The organism is Paraglaciecola sp. (assembly GCF_039943935.1).
Lineage (GTDB): Bacteria > Pseudomonadota > Gammaproteobacteria > Enterobacterales > Alteromonadaceae > Paraglaciecola.
The window spans coordinates 193,938-214,786 of the sequence record NZ_JBDUZQ010000023.1 but is presented as its reverse complement, the minus strand read 5'-3'; the positions used below and the strand labels follow the sequence as shown (position 1 = coordinate 214,786).

Here is a 20,849-nt window from a genome sequence, read left to right as displayed (position 1 = left end):
ACGAGTGTTTTTTAAACAAAAAGTAATTGACAGTAGACTACACAGCACAATAAGATACCTACCAGTAGATAGATAAAGTAAATATTAAAATGAATAAGAGGCCGTCATGCAATACAAGACAGAAAAAACAACCCTTCACTTCATAAAAAAAGACTCGACGAGTACGCCTGTTATCAATTATTCGGGGTTTAACGAGCTACAAGAATATAGTGATGATTACGGCTTTGAAGGTGCCGAAATTATTGATGCTAGGTCTGTGCCTGATGTGTCATTCAGTTTAGACAAACAAGGCTTTGAGTTAACAAGCTTTACACCAAATAAGGTAGATTATTTAGACTCAGCAGCGGTAAAAGCCTCGTATTATAGCGAGGTAGAGGCCTTAGTTAAAAAACAACTTGGCGCAAGCCATGTCGTGGCATTTGACCATACTGTGCGCCGTGGTATTGAAGGCTCTAACCGCCACCCCGCGTACCATATTCATAATGATTACACCTATGAAACCGGGTCTATTCGAGCCGAGTCAGAACTAGATGCAGATGTAATGAACAAGTATGCAGGTAAAAGAATGGTGCAAATTAACGTATGGCGCTCTATCGCGGGAGTTGTTCAAAAAGATCCATTGGCGTTTATGGACCACCAATCGCTAGATCAAAACGACCTTGTCACCGCTCATATTGCCTTTAACGACATGAATACAGGTGAAAATCACCGAGGTGAGATCTTTGCAGTAAAACAAAACCCTAACCAAAAATGGTATTTTTACTCACAAATGGACTCAAGCGAAGCCATGCTAATTAAAGGGTTTGATACAGATAAATCTAAAGCGGGTTTTGCTATGCATACGGCTTTTCCGTTATCAAGCCAAAACGAACATGGTAAGCCGCGCCAGAGTATAGAGACCAGAACTTACGCTTTTTTTGATGACTAATAATAAGCTAAACGGTCAAGCGGTCTAGTGCGAGTCAATGTGATTGTGTGTGAAAATAATGTGGTTTTACTTGATGCTGTTATGTGTAACCTAAGGCCCAAATGGGGCTTAGTTGTTGGACTTAGCCTGAAAATGAAAGCTCTTGTATTGCGGTATTCGCTAATAGATAATTACATTCACAGATGTAAGGGGTAATCATGAGCAAGAAGGAAGAACTGTTAAAAATTGCAGAAGATAAAGTGCGAGCTGGTGGATACAGCAACTTTAGCTTTAGAGAATTAGCAAACGAAGTCGGTATTAAAAGTGCCAGTGTTCACTACCACTTTCCTACTAAAGCAGATTTAGGTGCCGAATTAGCTCATCAATATACAGACGCATTTATGGCTGCATTAGGTGATGTGGACCAAATTAAAGCACAAGATAAAAACCCAATTGATACCTATACGCAAATTTTCAAACACGCCTTATTGAATGACAATAAAATGTGTTTATGTGGCCTGTTAGGCGCTCAAAACGAAAGCTTACCCGAAAAAATACAAACAGAAGTAAAACGCTTTTTTAGTAAAAACCTAGCTTGGTTAACAGCAGCGCACATCGCTAATGGCGAATCAGACCCAGAGCAAGCCGCCATTACCACCGTGAGCTTGCTTGAAGGTGCCATGATGATAAGCAAAGCCCTGAATGATCACAGTTACTTCAAACTTGCCACTCAGTGAGTTTGCTTGCCACAATTTTAACAAAATTAATAACTTACTTAGCACTCGTTACTTTAGTTCTGCTTTGGTAACTTTTTAAGAAACACCTATTTAAAGCTGACCACACGTAACATTTACGACATTAGTCACTTGCTGTTTATTGTGAAGCTGAACAATCACCTGTGAACCACAAAGTTCGACCCGTTAGCGTTAATTTAAGTATATAGGTAGGCTTGAAAAACAGGAGTGAACTTAATAAAGGGTTTACGACTCTCTGTTAACAACTGAAACGTACACATTTTACTAAATCTTCAATTTACTCTGGACCCAATTTTAATGAAACGCACACTTTTATTTTTATTGGTAACCGTACTATTCTTAAGTTGTAGTACCTCTAGCCACATTGATTACGATAAGACTGTTAGTTTTTCGGACATTCAAAGCTTTTCTTTAGACCTCCCAGTAGACTCACCAGACAGATTGCGCTCAACAATACTTACTAATAGCATAGAGCAAAACCTAACCGCGAAAGGGCTAAACAAGACTGATGCTTCGCAAAGCGATATAGCTGTGAGCTATTTTGCAGTTACCTCTACAGAGCCGAGTAATACTAGCTTCTCAATTGGACTAGGCACAGGTTTTGGAGGCCGCTCAGGTGGTGTTTCGTTAGGCAGTATTGTAAGCCTTCCATTGGGTAAACAAGAGACAATTTATCAAAGCCTGAGAATAGATATACAACAAGGTGACAGGGTTATCTGGAGCGGTATAGACGAGATTGAAATAGACTCGGGTAACAGCATAGAGCTACAAACAAAGATTGATGAGCTAGTCGCTAAGATTCTAGCGTCATTCCCTCCTACTCCTGAGTCGTAGAGTCGCGCCAATTGCATTTGACGGCATAAATGCCGACCTATATTAAAATAGCCTATCGAGGGTGTGACGCCCTAAAGAGCGAGCTACATGACTATTGCCTAATGTGAGGTTTGATGACCTATAGGAATTTAAACGCACTTCAATAGCTAGGGACTAATAAAAAGGCAATGAATCGGATTATTGAATTAATTTTGTATTTTTTATTTGGAATTTATGGCGTTATCAATAATAACCAATAACTTAAAATGGTGCCCGGGGCCGGACTTGAACCGGCACGTCCTTACGAACGAGGGATTTTAAATCCCTTGTGTCTACCAATTTCACCACCCGGGCATCGGGGTACTTACTCGAAAAAGTAAGCTGGTATTACTAATTATGTAGATAGATATCTACAAATACATATTGAATGTTTTAAACGATTGTTAACTAGAAAGTACAAAATGGTGCCCGGGGCCGGACTTGAACCGGCACGTCCTTACGAACGAGGGATTTTAAATCCCTTGTGTCTACCAATTTCACCACCCGGGCATCGGGGGTACTTACTCGAAAAAGTAAGCTGGTATCGCTTAAGCGTTTATGGAGGCGGAACCCGGAGTCGAACCGAGATCCACGGATTTGCAATCCGCTGCATAGCCATTCTGCCATTCCGCCGAATCTTATCTTAAAACAAACATTTATTTTAAGTAAAACCTTCAAAATGAAAGAAATTGGAGCGGGAAACGAGATTCGAACTCGCGACCCCAACCTTGGCAAGGTTGTGCTCTACCACTGAGCTATTCCCGCATAATTTACTTTACATTTCATTCTGTTTTATTGGTTGCCCAACTGGTAAATCGTTTGGCTCCCTAAAACTGAGGCTGCATTCTACATTCAAAGACAAGGGAGTCAACAACAAAAAGTAACTTTTTGAACTGACTGGCTAATTTTTGGCTTGAACGAGTTATTTTTGTGCAAAAACCTATAAATCAGTCTTAATCAGGTGTACTTTTTTGATCGTCCCATGCAGCTTTGGTGTACACAAGCATTGACCAAAAAGACAACACTGCTGAAAAATATAACAAAATATATCCAAGGGAAACCCAATAGATTTGTACTCCCATGAAATATTCCATTTCTGATAGTAACCCTGTTAAGGCTAACATTTGTGCCATGGTCTTTGCCTTTCCAGAAAATGATACCTTTACTAGGTCTTGTTTGCCTTGCTGGCCCATCCATTCGCGTAAGGCCGATATATAGATTTCTCTAGACATTAATAGTACCGCTGGAATAGTTATCCATATGTTGGCGTAACTGTGTGTGATAAGTAATAGCGCAACCGCAACTATCAATTTATCGGCAACTGGATCTAAAAATGCGCCAAAAGCGGTGGTTTGGTTGAGTTTACGGGCTAAGTAGCCGTCGAACCAGTCTGTGATGGCTGCAAACCAAAATATAAATGCCCCTGCTTGGTGTGCCCATTTCCAATCTAGAAAGTACACAAAAACAAAAACAGGTATGAGCAATACTCTGACAATGGTGATGATATTAGGAATAGTCCACATGAAAAGTCTCTGTATTTCCTATGTTTATTATTATTAGATAAAAGAAAGGCCTATTAACCCATATGCTGGCAATATTTCAAAGCTCAATTATGAATATGATCATAAATAATGTCAGCTAAATCTGCACTTATGCCCGGCACTTTGGATATCTCATCTTTGCTAGCTTGCAATACGCCATGCAGGCCTCCCATATATTTCAATAGGCTTTGGCGCCTTTTTGCACCTACACCAGGTATAGATTGTAACTTGGAAGTGGTTTTGTCTTTTTGACGCCTAGCTCTATGTCCAGTAATGGCAAATCGGTGTGACTCATCGCGAATATGTTGAATTAAATGCAAGGCGATGCTGTCACCAGGCATGGGAATGGTGGCATGGCTTCCTGCTAGTATAAGCGTCTCTAGGCCAGCTTTACGACTTGTACCTTTAGCGACACCAATTAATAGAGGTTTTTTTTCTTGCTTCCAGTCTTCAAAATATTGTTCTGCTTGGGCAAGTTGGCCTTTACCACCATCAATAAACAAAATATCTGGTATTTTACTTGGGTCTTTAACATCACGATAGCGCCTTGCCAATGCTTGAGCCATGGCCGCATAATCGTCACCTGGGGTAATGCCTTCTATATTGAATTTACGATAATCCGTTTTATATGGCCCTTCCCTGTTAAAGACTACGCAAGAAGCAACGGTTTGTTGCCCTGATGTGTGACTGATATCAAAACATTCCATTCTTTGAATAGGCTGCTCAAACTCTAGGATTTTTTCTAATTCAACATAACGGGCAAATACAGATTTTTGATGACTCTGTTTCGATATTAGGGCGTTTTCGGCATTAGTGTTAGCTAAATCAAGGTAACGGCGTTTTTCGTCTCGCACCCCTTTATAAAACTGTATTTTTCGGCCAGCCTCATTACTAAGTACACTTTCTATAGTGGTTTGTTCGTTAAGCTCAATGGGAATAACAATTTGCTGAGGTATAACTTTATTACCTGCTAAATAGAATTGTAACACGAAGGATTCAAACACTTCTTGAGCCGTTGAGTCTGCGGGCACTTTGGGATAAAAACTTTTACTCCCTAATAACTTGTTGTCGCGGATAAACATGCCTTGGATACTGGCGATACCGTTACGGTAAGCAAACCCAAACACATCCATTTCTTGTTGATCTCCACTTACACCTTGCTGCTCTTGGACCTTTGTTAGCGCGCCAATTTGGTCTCGATAACGGGCCGCCACTTCAAATCTTAGTTCGCCGCTTGCCTTTTCCATTTGATGTACCAAAGACTCAATAACTTGTTTATTTTTACCTTTCAAAAATAGCCGAGCCAATTGTACTTGTTGAGAGTAGTCTTCGTCAGACACTAAGCCTTCAACACAAGGCCCCGCGCAGCGTTGCAATTGGTATTGCAAGCAGGGGCGACTTCGAGCACGGTAGTAGCTGTCTTCACATTGGCGAATGGGAAACAAGCGTTGCATGGTACGTAAACTTTCGCGCACTGCCCACGCACTTGGGTACGGCCCAAAGTATTCACCTTTTAACTTTCTTGGGCCTCTGTGGTTACTGAGCCTTGGATGAGTGTGGTCTGATAAAAATATAAAAGGATAAGATTTATCGTCTCGTAGGAGTACGTTGTATCTGGGTTTATATTTTTTTATGTAGTTGTTTTCAAGGATAAAAGCTTCGGCTTCACTGTGAACAACCGTGACGTCCATTTCACAAATTTGTTTCACTAAAGAGCGAGTTTTGATGCTATCGACATTTTTACGAAAGTAGCTCGACACCCGCTTTTTTAAATTTTTAGCCTTACCTACATATATGACTTCTTCTTTCTGATTATACATACGGTACACGCCCGGCTGATTAGTCAGAATTTTAAGAAAGCCTTGATAGTCAAAAGTTTGGTTTTCACTCATGGGAGTTTTAAACTAGAGAAGTTCTGAAGCAATTAACTTATGGCGCAGCGCTAAATGGGTGAGCTCAACATCAGTACTCACACTTAACTTGTCAAACATACGGTAGCGATAGGTATTAACGGTTTTTGCACTGATATTTAAATACACTGCAATATCTGGAACTTTGGCTCCTTTGGTAAGCATCATGGCTATTTCTAACTCTCGCTCTGAAAGTTGCTCAAAGGGGTTTTTGTCATTAAGGTTAAGTTGTCCAAGGGCTATTTGTTGCGCAATATCTGGTGACACATACTTTTGCCCTGCTGAAACTTTATAAATCGCTTTTATCATTTCGTTGGGCTCTGAGTCTTTGGTTAAATAACCAAACGCCCCAATTTGCATAACTTTTCCAGGAATGGGGTTTTCTTTGTGAACAGACAATACAATAATGCGGGTGTTTTCTGAGAAACGAAGAATCTGCTTGGTGGCTTCTAATCCACCAATACCAGGCATACTCATATCCATTAATACCAAGTCTGGCGCTCTGTTACGACAAAACTTAACAGCATCTTCACCGTTGGTAGCTTCACCTACTACTTCGAAATCGTTTACATCTTCTAATATACGTCTGATCCCAGTGCGCACTAACTCATGGTCATCAACTAATAGCAGTCTAATCAAGGAACAACTCCATACCTATTATTTTTTATTAAAAAGACAATTACCAATTATCGGTAAAAGTGAGTACTTAAGTGGTTCCAACCAGCAATCGTGTCATTCAGTCCTTGTGCAATATTATACGCATAACAAGCTTCAACTCTACATTTTATCACCCACCTATCAGAGATAGATGTAACTTTTACTGGTTTAGTGGGCTTGCCACCACATCGACACTTACTTGGAGTGTAAACAAGATGTGGAGTCGAAGTTGCAGAAGATTGCTCTGTTTTAGAAGAGAACATGATGGTATCTAGCCATTTTATTAGAGTTTATTCAGGATAAATCATTAAGTGTTAAAACCCAAAACATAAATCCACAGAAACCTATCTATATTCAGTTAGCGCTGCATAAGTTAAAATTAGAACGTATGCATTTTCATAGTTAAATTCTGATGATTTTTCATAAGTTATGTACCTAATATACTTATAATTTCTATTTTAAAACCACCTGAGAAGCTTTAAGCTTGCTGCTTTATGGTTTCAATGTAATTTTTAGAATATTTTGGGACACAAGTAACGTCAATAATTAGGAGAGTACCCATGACCCAACCCGAGTTTGAACCACGTGATTTCAGAAATGCTTTGGGTAAGTTTCCTACAGGTGTAACGATCATTACCACCAAAAATGAATCGGGCGAATTAATTGGAATGACTGCCAGTAGCTTTAATACTGTGTCGTTGAACCCGCCTCTGATATTGTGGAGCATAGACAAGGGAGCCCGCTCTCTGCCTTCATTTGGTGAAGGGCATCATTTTGCCGTGCATGTGTTAAGTGAGCATCAACAAGATTTATCCAATACGTTTGCCACAAAAAGTGAGGATAAGTTTGCAGGATTAGACGTAACATTTGGTATAGGTGAAGTCCCATTATTACCAGAGTTTAACGCGAGGTTTCAATGTGTTTGCCAACATGAATATGATGGTGGAGACCATGTGATTTTGGTGGGTAGAGTACTTGATTACGAAACCGCTGATTGTAACAAACCTTTAGTCTTCCATTCAGGATCCTATGCCAAAGTTTCTCACGAATAATATCAAGTTATTCTCTTATTCATTATCGGTACAACAAGATGTTTTACCGATAACTAATCCATAATGTTTTAAGCATACTTAAGCTTATTTCTTTGTATGCTTTTAACAACTCCCGTTTATTTACACTGTATTACTTGCACTTAAACATTCTTTGTTAATCCAAGTCTCATAGGTTTAAACCGATAACAATTGAGCAACATACTAGAAATTTTGTTGCCATGTAAACATCACTCACAGAGCAAAGGTATAGATTTCCCCTTCCCATAATATTTTCTGCTTGCAAGCCAATTGAATTTTGATAAAGAGAAGATGTTTTCACATTTCTTTAGCTTTTTGACATATTCTATAAACGCTCTAACACATCTAAACTACCATACCTCTGAATAATCGCTTATTTTGTTAACATAAAAATATAATTTAAAGCATTGATTTAAAACAACAAAAAATACCAAAGACAAAAATGTAAATTATTTGTAACGAAAAAGATTGATCTTTATAAACCGTTCTGAGAATATGCTCACCAGTTGGGCATATGTATCAATAGAGATTTTAGCTTAAGCTTTGAACTAATTGCTCACCCGTGAAATTGGCAATACGTAAGTAAAACCATTAATAAATTTGCCAGTTTCTAATTTTAATAGTGAATAAGACACAGGACATAAACATGTTAAATAAAATGAAGAAAAAGCTAAGCTTGCCAGCTGCAATTTTAGCGGTTAGTACAGGAGCACAATTACACAGTTCAGACGCTTTTGCTAAAGAGTTCCTTGATGGTCTAGCAGAAGTTAATTTTTTAGCATTACAAAACTACCAAGCTATTCAAGCTAAAGATGGAGCTTTTCGCCCTGTTGATGAAGAGCAATCTGACGGTTTTGGTCGTCTTAGGGTTAACCTTCAGTTCAAATTTCATATTACAGACTACATTACTGCTGACGTAGATATTGCCGAAGAACCAAATGACTTTGGTAATAATGGCGACAGAGACTTTTCATTCCATCAAGATTTTGCAGGAATTGAGTTTGAACTATTTGGTCTTTCAGGCAATGCACGTGACGATTCAAACTTAACTCTTCGTTTAGGTAATATTGGTGCAGCTCCTTTCCAATTTAAAGGCTTCCAAGACGGAGCAGACAATCAAGGAAATGCACTTATTGGTAACGGTATCACTGACTACGCTACAGCTGAAAACGGTGCTCAATTAGCCTATAAGAAATCATTTGAAGACGGCCCCATCAAAAGCTATTCATTAGCTGGACACATGACCACATCTAGCTTTGGTGAAGCTTTCCAAGAAGATAGAGGTTACAACTATCGTCTGCAAGGTGCCGTGGAGTTAACTAATGGATTTAAAGCCGGCTTGAGTTTTTTCCAAGCTAATCAAGGCGATCAACTTAGCTTTGAAGGTGGCATAGCTAGCCTAGATGGTTTAACCACCACTAATTACCGTTTTGGTGATGGTGAAAACTATAACTTCTCAGCATCTGCATCTAGTGAGCGTGATACCCATGTAGGGATTATGCCTGGTCTCGACCAATCTATTATTGAACTGGACTTAGCCTACCAGTTTAGCCCAAATACCAATGTGATATTAATGCTTGGTAAGTCTTCTGATGATTACACCTTTGCCGACACCGCTGGTAACGCAGTAGCTGGTGTCACCTATTTTGGTACAAATGGTGTAGCGGATGCAGACGGTACTACTTTTGATTCTTCAAACGTTATTAAGGGCGAATCTTCTGTTGAGTACTATGTAGTTGAAGCTCAGCATTACATTATTCCTGATAAATTCTATGTAGCAGCACGCTATTCCGATGCTCAAAACACTTCAGAACTTATCGAACAAACGGATAACAGCGTTGAACGTTTGCAAGTAGCGGCTGGTTATTGGTTTAACGACAAAACTTTATTGAAAGTTGAATATGTTAATCAAGACGAAGGCATTAATTCTGGCGGCCAAATAGGCGCAGGGTTTGACGGTTTTACGTCTGAAATATCAGTAAAATTCTAGTTTGTAACTAATATTTAATTGATAAGTATGAAGTTTTAAGAAGAGACCGTCTCATTTAGGTGAGACTTCAATTTAGAATATAAGGGGATTACCCGATGTTAAAAAAATTAACAATGTTAGCTTGCGGTGCTTTGACAATGAGTGCCGCCGTCACGGCAGAAACAATTACCATCGCCACAGTGAACAATGGTGACATGATCACCATGAAAGAGTTGAGTGCTGATTTTGAAGCTAAACACCCTGGGATTGACCTTAAGTGGGTCACCCTAGAAGAAAACATTTTACGCCAACGAGTAACAACAGATGTTGCCACTAAAGGAGGACAGTACGATGTTATGACAATTGGAACATATGAAGTTCCAATTTGGGGTAAGCAAGGTTGGTTGAAGCCTCTAGATAAACTAGACGCCGACTATGACGTAGATGATCTTTTGCCTGCGATTAGAAGCGGGTTATCAGTCGAAGACAAGCTAGTTGCTGCGCCGTTTTATGGCGAGAGCTCTATGGTAATGTACCGTACGGATCTAATGAAGAAAGCTGGTTTAGAAATGCCTAAAGCACCAACTTGGACCTTTATCCGTAAAGCCGCTAAGGCCATGACAGATAAAAACGCCGGTGTTTACGGTATATGTTTACGGGGTAAAGCTGGTTGGGGTGAAAACATTGCTTTGATCACTTCTATGTCTAACTCATTTGGTGCCCGCTGGTTTGATGAAAACTGGAAACCTCAATTTAATACTCAGCAATGGCAAGATACTTTGCAATTTTATGTTGAAGTAATGGAAGAGTCTGGCCCTCCTGGAGCATCTGCCAATGGCTTCAACGAAAACCTAGCATTGTTTCAAACTGGTAAATGCGGCATGTGGATTGATGCTACCGTTGCAGGTGCGTTTGTTACCAATAAAACTGACTCTGAAGTAGCCGACAAAGTAGGCTTTGCACTTGCACCAGATAATGGGTTAGGTAAACGTGGTAATTGGTTATGGGCTTGGAACTTAGCTATACCAGCGAGTAGTAAAAAGTCTGATGCGGCTATGAAGTTTGTTAGTTGGGCCACATCGAAAGAATACACTGCGTTAGTAGCCTCTAAAAAAGGTTGGGCAAAAGTACCACCTGGCACACGTGTGTCTTTATATGAAAATCCAGAATACCTAAAAGCAGCTCCATTTGCTCAGATCACGCTAGATTCAATCCAATCTGCAGATCCTGTTAACCCAACAGTAGAACCAGTGCCTTATGTTGGTGTGCAATTTGTAGCTATCCCTGAATTCCAAGGTATTGGAACCGCTGTAGGACAGCAGTTTAGTGCAGCTCTTACCGGCAGAATGACGGTTAAGCAAGCTTTAGCAAGTTCTCAACGTTTAACTGAGCGCGCCATGCGCAAAGCTCGCTACCCTAAGTAGTAGTTGGCTTATTGACGGGTAGGTTCTAAGAGTTGTTACCTTTAGTAACCTACCCATTATTTATATTTTTAAAAAGGTCTTAATTATGGCGACTACCCAATCCCGAACATTGGCAAAGTTTATGTTGATGCCCTCAGTACTATTGCTATTGGGGTGGATGATTGTACCGCTGTGTATGACATTGTATTTTTCTTTCTTAGATTACAATCTACTCATACCGGGCGAACATGAGTTCATTGGTTTTCTAAACTACGAATTCTTTATTACAGATCCAGCCTTCACTGAGTCTTTCTTCAACACATTATTATTAGTTGGTGGTGTGTTAATCATCACAATCTGCGGCGGTATTGGCTTAGCCATTTTACTGGACCAAGCTATTTGGGGTCGCAATTACGTGCGTATCATGGTTTTAGCCCCATTTTTTGTTATGCCAACTGTGTCTGCCTTAGTATGGAAAAACATGCTGATGAATCCAGTTAATGGTTTGTTTGCTCACTTTTCATCTTGGTTGGGCATGAACCCAATTGATTTTTTTGCACAAGTACCTTTGCTTTCCATCATTATTATTGTGTCTTGGCAGTGGTTACCTTTTGCAGCTTTAATTCTATTAACGGCTATTCAATCTCTTGACCGTGAGCAATTAGAAGCCGCTGACTTAGATGGCGCAGGCCCTTTTAGTAAGTTTTTCTACATAGTGTTACCTCACCTTTCACGAGCGGTAACTGCGGTTATCTTAATCGAAACCATATTTTTACTTTCTATATTCGCTGAAATCCTAGTCACCACGAGTGGTGGACCAGGTTATGCGTCAACCAATATAACATATCTAATTTATACCCAATCTTTACTGCAATTTGACGTAGGTGGCGGGTCTGCTGGAGGCATAGTAGCAGTGATCATTGCGAACATTGTAGCCATTTTCTTAATGCGCCTTATTGGCAAAAACTTGGAGGGCTAAATCATGGCAATTACTAGTAGTCATAAATCAAAATTAATTTATACCACTTTAGCTTGGACCATCAGTGGCTTGATATTTTTTCCTATTTTGTGGACTTTGCTTACCAGTTTCAAAACAGAAGCCGAAGCAATATCTGCTAGTCCAAGTTTATTTATGTTTGATTGGACCTTAGAGAATTATAGAGACGTGTTAGAGCGTTCTCCTTATTTCACTCACTTTTGGAATTCAGTGGTGATATCTATTGGCTCAAGTTTATTGGGTTTACTTATTGCTATTCCTGCTGCTTGGTCAATGGCTTTTGTACAAACCAAACGTACTAAAAACCTATTAATGTGGATGCTATCTACAAAAATGTTGCCTCCTGTAGGCGTGTTGATACCGATTTATTTGTTGTTTCGTGATTTTGGGTTATTAGACACCAAGCTTGGCTTAGTGATTGTTATGACCTTAATCAACTTACCTATCATGGTGTGGATGCTTTATACCTACTTCAGAGAAATCCCTAGTGAGATTCTCGAAGCCTCACGTATGGACGGCGCCACCATAGTTGAAGAAGTGTTTCATGTATTGTTACCCATTGCCTTACCTGGCATTGCGTCAACCCTATTACTAAATGTGATTTTGGCATGGAACGAAGCATTTTGGACATTAATTTTAACGGCCGCTAATGCAGCGCCACTCACGGCATTTATTGCCAGTTACTCAAGCCCAGAGGGGCTATTTTACGCCAAGCTATCAGCGGCATCAGCTATGGCAATAGTTCCAATTTTAATTTTAGGTTGGTTTAGTCAAAAACAATTAGTGCGTGGATTAAGCTTTGGCGCAGTCAAGTAGGAGATTTGAAGATGGGTAGTATTACATTAAAACAAGTAACTAAGAGCTTTGGTGATGTGAACGTTATCAAACCATTAGATTTAGAAATTAGAGACGGTGAATTTATCGTTTTTGTGGGGCCATCAGGCTGTGGTAAATCCACTTTACTGAGGATGATTGCAGGCTTAGAAGATACAACAAGTGGCAACATTGAAATTGATGGCCAAGATGCCACTGACACTCCGCCGGCCAAAAGAGGCTTGGCCATGGTGTTTCAGTCTTATGCACTATACCCACACATGACGGTGCGTAATAATATTGCGTTTCCTCTAAAACGCGCCAAAGTTGCACCCGCAGAGATTGAGCAAAAAATTGCCTCAGCTGCAAAAATACTGAACCTAGGTGATTATTTAGATCGTAAGCCTGGGCAATTATCTGGTGGCCAACGACAACGTGTAGCGATTGGCCGTGCCATTGTGCGTCAACCTTCTGCGTTTTTGTTTGATGAGCCATTATCAAACCTCGATGCGTCGCTTAGAGTAAACATGCGCTTAGAAATTTCTGAATTGCACAAAAGCCTTGCTACTACCATGATTTATGTAACACACGATCAGGTAGAAGCGATGACAATGGCTGACCGTATTGCCGTTTTCAATGCAGGCGTAATTGAGCAAGTAGGGACCCCTTTAGAGTTATATCAAAACCCGGTTAATCGCTTTGTGGCTGGGTTTATAGGCTCACCCAAAATGAACTTCATCGACATACCTGCAGCTTCTGATGGAGCAGAATCCATAGGTGTGCGCCCTGAACATATTAAAATATCCGCTGATGAAGGCATGTGGGCAGGCAACGTAGGAGTGGTTGAACATTTAGGTTCAGAAACATTTTTGCATGTTCATGTAGAAAAAGTTGGCACACTAACGATTAAAAGTGATGGCGATTGTCCCTTTACCTATGGTGACAAGGTATTTTTGAGTGCCGCCTCCCACAAAATTCTACGTTTTGACAAAGCAGGCCTTACCTTGCCGTCGCTATTAGAAAGCTAAGGTAAATCCGATTCTTGCAATAGAGCAACACTGTGTCACTAAATGTGACACAGTAATTTAATAATGAGTGGTCGCTAATGTCTGTTAAATTGAATAGTCACACCTTAAGTACCCTGTCATCAAAGGTGAATAAACCTTCGTATACTCGGGAGCAATTAACTGCTGGTATTATCCATATTGGCGTGGGTAATTTTCACCGTGCCCATCAAGCCATGTACTTGCACAAGTTGTTTAACAAAGGGGTGGCTCACAATTGGGCAATACGTGGTGCCGGTACTAAAGCGTACGACTTAGCCATGCGCAATAAATTAAAACCCCAAGATTGGCTAACAACTGTGGTTGAATTAGATGCACAAGGTCTGAGTGCTGAAGTATGTGGATCGATGATTGACTTTATCGAAAACGATGAAAGTAGTTTGATCGCTGCTCTTAGCGAGGAAGGCATAAAAATAGTGTCGCTAACCATCACTGAAGGTGGTTATTTTATGGATGATAAAACTGCTGGTTTTGATTTAAATCATCCTGAAATCCAAGCAGATATTAAAAACTTAGACCGACCCACTACGGTATTTGGTATCCTCATAACCGCCTTAAAAAACCGACGCGAGCAAGGGGTCGAAGCCTTTACAATAATGTCATGCGATAACATACCTCACAACGGTAATGTGGCTAAACGGGCCGTTTTAGAAATGGCCATAGCCATAGATAAAGATTTGGCACAGTGGATAGAAACTCACGTAACCTTTCCCAATTCGATGGTTGATTGTATTACGCCAGCAACTTCAACAGCAGAACGTGACAGACTGACGCACTTATTTGATGTAGACGACCAAGCTCCCGTATTTTGTGAGCCTTTTAGACAGTGGGTATTAGAAGATAATTTCACAAATGGTCGCCCTCCATTAGAAAAAGTTGGGGTTGAATTTGTAACAGATGTTGCACCATTTGAATTAATGAAATTAAGAATTTTAAATGGAGGACACGCTGCTATCGCCTACCCTGCGGCACTAATGGGAATAGAGTTAGTACATGACGTGATGGCAAACAGTCTAATCAGTACATACCTTAAAAAATTGGTAGTTGAAGACATCATTCCTACCCTAGCGCCAGTACCAGGAGTAGACTTTGCAGAATATTTTAGTGTCATAGAGTCTCGCTTTAGCAATCCTGAGGTTCGCGATACTGTGCCTCGTCTCTGTCAAGATGCATCAAACCGCTTACCTAAATTTATTTTACCTATCATTATTGCCAACCTTGAGATGCAGCGAGATTGTAAAGGCCTCGCTTTAGTTGTGGCACTTTGGTGCCGCCTATGTGCAGCGTCGGCCGATCCTGAAAACGGCATAGCCTTAGATGACCAACAAGCAGATAGATTAATTAAAAATGCGCTGGCAGCCAAAAATGATGTAAATGCTTTTTTGCAAATGCACGATATATTTGGAACACTGTGCGATAACGAAATTTTTGCAAAAAACTTTGGGCATTGGCTAACGATGCTTTGGACCCAAGGTATTACCGAAACCATAACGAAATACTTGGATTAGGTAGGCAACAAGATTTAACTCAAACGGTGGTTGTTACATGACTAATTTGAATACCTATCAAATCAATGAAGATATAAAGTTGGTCATATTTGATTGCGATGGTGTGTTAGTAGATAGCGAAATTCTTAGTAAAAAAGTATTACTTAAAATGCTTACAAAGCTTGGCGCACAGGTAACGGGTGAGTATTTCGATAGACACTTTTTAGGATATAGCTTTAATCATGTTAGCGCTAAGATACTAGAAGATTTTACAGTAACTTTACCCCAAAACTTTAGAAAGGATTATCACCAAGCGTTAATGGAAACATTTAGTGCTGAGTTAACTCCTACTCCAGGGTTAAAAACCTTACTGTCAAAACTTTCTTTGCCCTGCTGCGTAGCAACAAGTAGTAGTCCTGAGCGAGTTAAGCATGCCTTAAAAGTAACAGAGTTAGACACTTTTTTTACAAACTGCGTTTTTACATGCTCTGAAGTCAAAAAAGGTAAGCCAGCACCAGATATATTTTTACATGCGGCCCAAAAAATGGGGGTCATGCCAAAGCATTGTTTAGTAATCGAAGATTCTTGTGCAGGTATCAAAGCAGCTAAATCCGCAGAGATGCAAGTTGTTAAGTACACTGGGGCAAGTCATTTAAAAAACAAAAATTTAATAAATAGCAACGTCACGGATGATGTAGTTACAATACATGAATGGATACAATTGTTTGACTTAGCACCTTTGCTCATGTCAAAAGATTAATTAGGAGTAATAGTGGCTAAGCTGTCTAATACTGAAACCAGAAAGCTAGATGATGCAGCAAGAGCTGGCTGGCTTTACTACGTGGCGGGAAAAACCCAAGACGAAATTGCAAAAAAACTCAATATTTCTCGTCAATCAGCACAGCGAATGGTCGCACTGTCTGTAAGTGAAGGTCTCATAAAAGTTAGGCTTGACCATCCGGTCGCCAAATGCATGGACTTAGCTGTCAAAATAAAAAGTCGTTTTGGTTTACAGTCTTGCGAAGTTGTTCCTAGCGATGCCGAAGACCCATCTTCAACCTTAGGTTTAGCTCAAGCTGGCGCCAGTGAAATAGAAAGACATTTAAAATCGGTCGAGCCAAAAGTATTAGCCATGGGCACAGGTCGAGTATTAAGGGCCTGCGTAGATGAACTGTCTTCATTAGATTGCGAACAACATAAAATTGTTGCATTGCTAGGTAATATGGCCTCAGATGGTTCTGCCTCTCCTTATGATGTTGTGGTTCGAATGGCTGAGCATGTAAATGCTAAACATTACCCTATGGCCTTACCTGTATTACCCCGCAGCCAAGCAGAAAAAGAACAATTACACGCGCAATATTATGTGGCAAATAATTTAAAGTTGGCTGAAAATGCCGACGTTACCTTTGTTGGTGTAGGTGACTTGGGAGCACACTCCCCCCTACATTTAGATGGCTTTATAACTAGCGAAGAGTTAGATGAGTTGGATTCAAAGGGCGCTGTAGGTGAAATGATTAGCTGGGCATTTGATCGAAATGGTAAACTACTCGACTGTGCAGTGAATCAAAGAGTAGCCAGTACTCCGTTAAAAGTTGGTGTTGATAAACCTGTATTTGCAATTGCAGCTGGTGAAGAAAAAGTGTTTGCTATTTTAGGGGCGCTAAGGTCAAAAATGATCAATGGTTTAATTACAAATGAATACACAGCAGAGCGCTTATTAAGTATTGATTAGTGAGCTTTGTTAAACTTGATATATCTCAAAAAGGGACGCTAACGTCCCTTTTATTATATCTACTGCTTTATGGTAAAACTCATAGACTCAACTTCAGCTAACGTTGGCAATGCTGACATAGCTCCTATGCTGGAACATACCAAACCACTTACTTTTCCTGCGAAAGCAACAAACTCTTCTAAATCATTTTCATAGAAATTTTCACTTGGAGCAGCTTCAGACATTTTATATAACAGAGCGCCAATGAATGAATCACCTGCGCCTGTGGTATCAACTGCATTTATTTCATAAGCAGGAACAATCGTTTGTTTACCATTAAGAGAAACCAAACAGCCATCAGGGCCTAAGGTAACTAGTACTAATTTAACACCTAAGTCGTGAAAAAATTGGCAACCTGTCTTCATATCATTTTCACCTGAAAGCAAAGTTAGCTCTTCGTCACTGACTTTAACCATGTCGGCCATTTTGAAATAAACGTTACAGGCATCTTTAAACTCTTGATCTCTACCGCGCCACAAATCAATTCTGTAGTTAGGATCAAAACAAATTATATTGCCTTTATTTTTCGCTTCTTTCGCTAACGCTAAGTAGCTATCACTTAACCCTCCGCCCAACAAGGCGGTAGCAGAGCCTAAATGTAAAATGGAATTATCTGTTAATTCACCCACCTCATTTGCAGTCAGCTCAAGTTGCTCATCTGCGCCTCGATTGAAAGCAAACTCTCGCTCACCATTATCAGCCAACGATACAAAAGCAAATGTAGTAGACATTGGTAAAACGTTTATATAGTCGGTGTTTACTTGATACTTTTTAACTTCTTGAATTAAAAACTCACCGTAAGGGTCGTTGCCAACAGATGCGACTAATGAAGTATTGCCACCTAATCTGCCAATACAGGCGGCAACATTTGCCGGAGCCCCACCTGATTTTTTAACATAATTAACGCCGTTGACTAATCCCATATTGGTATCAGTACAAACAAAATCAATTAACATTTCGCCTACACAAATAACGTTCATTTAATTCATCCACAAATATGTTGAAGACCAACAAGCATCAACTTGTTTTAATGTTTGATAAGCCCTTTAAAATAGATGTTTATTATAGTAAAAATCAATGCTCTGAAATAGCGTTAATTTGATTATTTATGCTTAAAAATCAATATTTCAATACAAAGTCAGTTCATAAATAACTTATAGAATATTAATAAAGAATTCTTCATTAATTGGCTATAAAAAGCAGGCTGATATGAACTTTTTTAGTAAGCAAAATATCTAGATACTAATCCGTGAATGAAATCTATTTAAAGAGGTTACCGCTAGGACCTTCATTCAATCACATTCATATGACTGCTACTTCGGCGCCAAAAGACAGTGGAACAGATTAGTATAAGTTTATCTCGCTCACGGAGTGATTGAAGTACAAGGATGTTGCGAATAAAGACTCCACATTTTTTGTTGAACCGCGGAGACTTGTCACCCTCGAATTTACACATCAATAAGTTTTAAGCAATAAAAAACCCGCAACAAGTGCGGGTTTCTCAAATATGGCGGATAGCGAGGGATTCGAACCCCCGGTACGTTTGACCGTACGTCTGATTTCAAGTCAGGTGCATTAAACCGAGCTCTGCCAGCTATCCTATTTACTTAATTCCGGTCTGTCGTTATAACTTGTTATTGCGACGTCCCCGAATTGAGGATGCGAATATTAGTGACGTTTTAAGGTGTTGTAAAGGGTTAATTTAATAAAATGTTTTGTTTGATGATTGTTTGAACGGATTGGATGTATTTACATCAATTTACAAATTAGTAATAAGAATTATCACCAATAACACTTGAAAAAGTCACCTAAACACCATACAAATACATTCTGAACAAAATTTTTTAAATTTACCTCCTGGAGAAAACAATGGAACACAGATCTTCCTTTAGTAATACAGGTCAAGCTTCTGTATTGCAAACAAACAAAGTACTTCGTAACACTTATATGTTATTGGCTATGACGCTAACTTTCAGCGCAGTTTGTGCTGGCATAACAGCGGCTATGAACATTTCTCCAGGTATTGCCATGGGAATGAACTTAGCTGCTCTGGTTATGATATTTTTCTTAAACAAAGCATCTCAAAGTTCTGCTGGAATTTGGTTTGTTTTTGCTTTTACCGGTTTACTAGGTGGCTCTTTAGGTTATACATTAAATTACTATGCAGGCTTCCAAGGCGGCAGTGAGTTAATCATGCAAGCCTTTGGCGCGACAGCTCTAGTATTTTTTGGCCTATCTGGATATGTACTAACAACTAAGAAAGACTTCTCATTCATGGGTGGTTTTTTAATTGTTGGCTTAATCGTAGCGGTAGTAGCCTCAATCGCTAACATATTCTTAGGCATTCCAGCGTTAAGTTTGGCAGTGAGTGCAGCTATAGTATTCATCATGTCTGGTTTCATTTTGTATGACACAAGCCGAATCATTAACGGTGGTGAAACTAACTATATTCGCGCTACGGTGTCTATGTACTTGAATATATATAACTTATTTACGTCGATTCTACACCTTCTTGGTGCTTTCAGTAGCGATGACTAATACTTAATAGAATTACTTTTAAAACGCCTCAGCTTGCTGGGGCGTTTTTTTATATGGTACATTGCACCCTTATGTCATCTTTTACCTTATTAGTTACTTCAGCCCCCTTTACAGAGCAAAATGCCTACAGTGCATATCGTTTTGCCCTTGCGTCTGTTCAAGCCAAACATTCGGTTAACGGCATCTTTTTCTATCAAAGTGGTACGTTAAATGGCTCAAGTTTACAGCTAACACCTTCTAACGAGTTTGATTTATATGCTGCTTGGCAAGGCTTAGCCAATGACTACAACGTTCCTTTAATGGTTTGCGTGAGTGCAGCTAATAGACGAGGGGTAACCACAGCTCAAGAAGCCCTGGATTCTGACACCCCACATTTCAGCCTCACCCCCCCTTTTGAATCAGTAGGCTTGGGTGAGTTGGCCGTTTTAATGAAAAATAGTGATAGGTTGATACAGTTTTGAGTGACTCTATTAGTACTATTGCCATCATTAATCAATCTGCACCATATGGCACTTCACATGGGCAAGAAAGCCTAGACATGGCGATGGCCATGAGCAACTTTGGTCAAGACGTAAGTCTGTTTTTTATTGAAGATGGCGTGTTACAGCTTTTATCAAAACAAGCCCCAGAAAACATAGATGCTAAGACGTACCATAAGACATTTCCAGCCTTAGAGTTTTACGATATTGATAATATTTATGTCTGTAAACAAAGCCTTAAAAGCAGAGGAATTAAAGTGTCAGAGCTTTGTATAGACATAACTCTAATTGAACTACATGAGTTACCTACTCTACTGGCTTGCCAACAGCATGTAATGAGTTTTTAATGATTTTACACAAGCTAACATCTAGCCCATTTAAAGACTTATCCTTGCAACATTGTTTGCAACGTTTAGGTGAGAGTGACGGGGTTTTACTCACTCAAGATGCCGTGTACGCATTAATACATCAAGACATCAGAGAAAAACTAAACGCACTTAGTGGCAAGGTATTTTTACTTGAAGAGGATGCTGACGCTCGTGGGATTGAAGCAAACGGTAACGTTGAAATTATTGATTATGAAGGCTTTGTTGAGCTTACTCTTAAATTTAACAAGGTAGTCAGTTGGTAACTATT

The 20,849-nt window shown here is 39.7% G+C and carries 20 protein-coding genes and 5 tRNA genes; 16 read left to right on the top strand and 9 right to left on the bottom strand.

Annotated elements, in window-relative coordinates; translation table 11 throughout:
* The first annotated feature begins 106 nt into the window (after positions 1-106).
* The 3 genes from ABJD71_RS15830 to ABJD71_RS15820 all read left to right on the top strand — a co-directional run bounded on the left by ABJD71_RS15830 (position 107) and on the right by ABJD71_RS15820 (position 2,496).
* Positions 107-928 (top strand): CmcJ/NvfI family oxidoreductase, encoded by an 822-nt coding sequence (locus ABJD71_RS15830; protein ID WP_348171561.1) that lies wholly within the window; start codon positions 107-109, stop codon positions 926-928.
* Between the two features lie 197 nt (positions 929-1,125).
* A complete protein-coding gene (locus ABJD71_RS15825) occupies positions 1,126-1,644 on the top strand; it encodes a TetR/AcrR family transcriptional regulator (protein WP_348171558.1) in 519 nt (172 codons plus the stop codon).
* A 315-nt stretch (positions 1,645-1,959) separates the two neighbouring features.
* A complete protein-coding gene (locus ABJD71_RS15820) occupies positions 1,960-2,496 on the top strand; it encodes a DUF4136 domain-containing protein (protein WP_348171555.1) in 537 nt (178 codons plus the stop codon).
* 246 nt (positions 2,497-2,742) lie between these two features.
* Here ABJD71_RS15820 and ABJD71_RS15815 read toward each other — a convergent pair.
* From ABJD71_RS15815 to uvrY, 7 genes are all read right to left on the bottom strand, one after another.
* Positions 2,743-2,829, bottom strand: a tRNA-Leu gene (locus ABJD71_RS15815).
* Between the two features lie 108 nt (positions 2,830-2,937).
* Positions 2,938-3,024, bottom strand: a tRNA-Leu gene (locus tag ABJD71_RS15810).
* 49 nt (positions 3,025-3,073) lie between these two features.
* A tRNA-Cys gene (locus tag ABJD71_RS15805) sits at positions 3,074-3,147 on the bottom strand.
* Between the two features lie 57 nt (positions 3,148-3,204).
* Positions 3,205-3,279: transfer RNA gene (locus ABJD71_RS15800), tRNA-Gly, on the bottom strand.
* Between the two features lie 188 nt (positions 3,280-3,467).
* Entirely contained in the window at positions 3,468-4,037 is a 570-nt protein-coding gene (gene pgsA / locus ABJD71_RS15795) for a CDP-diacylglycerol--glycerol-3-phosphate 3-phosphatidyltransferase (RefSeq protein WP_348171553.1), read from the bottom strand.
* A gap of 83 nt (positions 4,038-4,120) precedes the next feature.
* A complete protein-coding gene (gene uvrC / locus ABJD71_RS15790) occupies positions 4,121-5,947 on the bottom strand; it encodes an excinuclease ABC subunit UvrC (RefSeq protein WP_348171550.1) in 1,827 nt (608 codons plus the stop codon).
* A 12-nt stretch (positions 5,948-5,959) separates the two neighbouring features.
* Entirely contained in the window at positions 5,960-6,604 is a 645-nt protein-coding gene (gene uvrY, locus ABJD71_RS15785) for a UvrY/SirA/GacA family response regulator transcription factor (protein ID WP_348171547.1), read from the bottom strand.
* A gap of 578 nt (positions 6,605-7,182) precedes the next feature.
* Here uvrY and ABJD71_RS15780 point away from each other — a divergent pair.
* From ABJD71_RS15780 to ABJD71_RS15740, 9 genes are all read left to right on the top strand, one after another.
* On the top strand, positions 7,183-7,674 hold the full coding sequence (locus ABJD71_RS15780; protein WP_348171545.1) for a flavin reductase family protein: 492 nt from the start codon (positions 7,183-7,185) through the stop codon (positions 7,672-7,674).
* Positions 7,675-8,338: 664 nt separating this feature from the next.
* Positions 8,339-9,682, top strand: a complete 1,344-nt coding sequence (locus ABJD71_RS15775; protein WP_348171542.1) for a hypothetical protein — start codon at positions 8,339-8,341, stop codon at positions 9,680-9,682.
* A gap of 95 nt (positions 9,683-9,777) precedes the next feature.
* Positions 9,778-11,085, top strand: coding sequence for a sugar ABC transporter substrate-binding protein (locus ABJD71_RS15770; RefSeq protein ID WP_348171539.1), 1,308 nt, complete (start codon positions 9,778-9,780; stop codon positions 11,083-11,085).
* Between the two features lie 85 nt (positions 11,086-11,170).
* Complete coding sequence (locus ABJD71_RS15765; protein ID WP_348110584.1) at positions 11,171-12,043, top strand: sugar ABC transporter permease; 873 nt, start codon at positions 11,171-11,173, stop codon at positions 12,041-12,043.
* A 3-nt stretch (positions 12,044-12,046) separates the two neighbouring features.
* Positions 12,047-12,877, top strand: a complete 831-nt coding sequence (locus ABJD71_RS15760) for a carbohydrate ABC transporter permease (RefSeq protein ID WP_348171536.1) — start codon at positions 12,047-12,049, stop codon at positions 12,875-12,877.
* 11 nt (positions 12,878-12,888) lie between these two features.
* Positions 12,889-13,902: an ABC transporter ATP-binding protein gene (locus ABJD71_RS15755; protein WP_348171533.1), complete on the top strand. Its 1,014-nt coding sequence runs from the start codon at positions 12,889-12,891 to the stop codon at positions 13,900-13,902.
* A gap of 77 nt (positions 13,903-13,979) precedes the next feature.
* A complete protein-coding gene (locus ABJD71_RS15750) occupies positions 13,980-15,446 on the top strand; it encodes a mannitol dehydrogenase family protein (RefSeq protein WP_348171530.1) in 1,467 nt (488 codons plus the stop codon).
* 37 nt (positions 15,447-15,483) lie between these two features.
* Complete coding sequence (locus ABJD71_RS15745) at positions 15,484-16,185, top strand: HAD family hydrolase (RefSeq protein ID WP_348171528.1); 702 nt, start codon at positions 15,484-15,486, stop codon at positions 16,183-16,185.
* Positions 16,186-16,197: 12 nt separating this feature from the next.
* Positions 16,198-17,157, top strand: coding sequence for a sugar-binding transcriptional regulator (locus tag ABJD71_RS15740; RefSeq protein WP_348171524.1), 960 nt, complete (start codon positions 16,198-16,200; stop codon positions 17,155-17,157).
* 59 nt (positions 17,158-17,216) lie between these two features.
* Here ABJD71_RS15740 and ABJD71_RS15735 read toward each other — a convergent pair whose 3' ends face one another.
* The gene (locus tag ABJD71_RS15735; protein ID WP_348171521.1) at positions 17,217-18,176 is read right to left on the bottom strand and encodes a carbohydrate kinase; all 960 of its coding nucleotides are present in this window, start codon (positions 18,174-18,176) and stop codon (positions 17,217-17,219) included.
* Between the two features lie 528 nt (positions 18,177-18,704).
* A tRNA-Ser gene (locus tag ABJD71_RS15730) sits at positions 18,705-18,796 on the bottom strand.
* A gap of 269 nt (positions 18,797-19,065) precedes the next feature.
* On the opposite strand from ABJD71_RS15730, the gene ABJD71_RS15725 reads away from it, so the two are divergent.
* The 4 genes from ABJD71_RS15725 (at position 19,066) to tusB (ending at position 20,844) form a co-directional block, all read left to right on the top strand.
* On the top strand, positions 19,066-19,734 hold the full coding sequence (locus tag ABJD71_RS15725) for a Bax inhibitor-1/YccA family protein (protein ID WP_348171519.1): 669 nt from the start codon (positions 19,066-19,068) through the stop codon (positions 19,732-19,734).
* 71 nt (positions 19,735-19,805) lie between these two features.
* The gene (tusD, locus tag ABJD71_RS15720) at positions 19,806-20,195 is read left to right on the top strand and encodes a sulfurtransferase complex subunit TusD (protein WP_348171517.1); all 390 of its coding nucleotides are present in this window, start codon (positions 19,806-19,808) and stop codon (positions 20,193-20,195) included.
* Complete coding sequence (gene tusC / locus ABJD71_RS15715) at positions 20,192-20,560, top strand: sulfurtransferase complex subunit TusC (protein WP_348171514.1); 369 nt, start codon at positions 20,192-20,194, stop codon at positions 20,558-20,560. The genes tusD and tusC overlap by 4 nt, the downstream gene beginning before the upstream one ends.
* Positions 20,560-20,844 (top strand): sulfurtransferase complex subunit TusB, encoded by a 285-nt coding sequence (gene tusB, locus ABJD71_RS15710; protein ID WP_348171512.1) that lies wholly within the window; start codon positions 20,560-20,562, stop codon positions 20,842-20,844. Before tusC ends, tusB begins: the two co-directional genes overlap by 1 nt.
* The last annotated feature ends 5 nt before the right edge of the window (positions 20,845-20,849 follow it).

Coding starts and splice junctions, on each gene's coding strand:
- ABJD71_RS15725 (WP_348171519.1), top strand. CDS start 19,066: ATGGAACACAGATCTTCCTTTAGTAATACAGGTCAAGCTTCTGTATTG.
- ABJD71_RS15745 (WP_348171528.1), top strand. CDS start 15,484: ATGACTAATTTGAATACCTATCAAATCAATGAAGATATAAAGTTGGTC.
- ABJD71_RS15775 (WP_348171542.1), top strand. CDS start 8,339: ATGTTAAATAAAATGAAGAAAAAGCTAAGCTTGCCAGCTGCAATTTTA.
- ABJD71_RS15830 (WP_348171561.1), top strand. CDS start 107: ATGCAATACAAGACAGAAAAAACAACCCTTCACTTCATAAAAAAAGAC.
- ABJD71_RS15770 (WP_348171539.1), top strand. CDS start 9,778: ATGTTAAAAAAATTAACAATGTTAGCTTGCGGTGCTTTGACAATGAGT.
- ABJD71_RS15765 (WP_348110584.1), top strand. CDS start 11,171: ATGGCGACTACCCAATCCCGAACATTGGCAAAGTTTATGTTGATGCCC.
- ABJD71_RS15820 (WP_348171555.1), top strand. CDS start 1,960: ATGAAACGCACACTTTTATTTTTATTGGTAACCGTACTATTCTTAAGT.
- ABJD71_RS15750 (WP_348171530.1), top strand. CDS start 13,980: ATGTCTGTTAAATTGAATAGTCACACCTTAAGTACCCTGTCATCAAAG.
- ABJD71_RS15735 (WP_348171521.1), bottom strand. CDS start 18,176: ATGAACGTTATTTGTGTAGGCGAAATGTTAATTGATTTTGTTTGTACT.
- pgsA (WP_348171553.1), bottom strand. CDS start 4,037: ATGTGGACTATTCCTAATATCATCACCATTGTCAGAGTATTGCTCATA.
- ABJD71_RS15755 (WP_348171533.1), top strand. CDS start 12,889: ATGGGTAGTATTACATTAAAACAAGTAACTAAGAGCTTTGGTGATGTG.
- tusD (WP_348171517.1), top strand. CDS start 19,806: ATGTCATCTTTTACCTTATTAGTTACTTCAGCCCCCTTTACAGAGCAA.
- ABJD71_RS15825 (WP_348171558.1), top strand. CDS start 1,126: ATGAGCAAGAAGGAAGAACTGTTAAAAATTGCAGAAGATAAAGTGCGA.
- uvrC (WP_348171550.1), bottom strand. CDS start 5,947: ATGAGTGAAAACCAAACTTTTGACTATCAAGGCTTTCTTAAAATTCTG.
- ABJD71_RS15760 (WP_348171536.1), top strand. CDS start 12,047: ATGGCAATTACTAGTAGTCATAAATCAAAATTAATTTATACCACTTTA.
- tusB (WP_348171512.1), top strand. CDS start 20,560: ATGATTTTACACAAGCTAACATCTAGCCCATTTAAAGACTTATCCTTG.
- ABJD71_RS15780 (WP_348171545.1), top strand. CDS start 7,183: ATGACCCAACCCGAGTTTGAACCACGTGATTTCAGAAATGCTTTGGGT.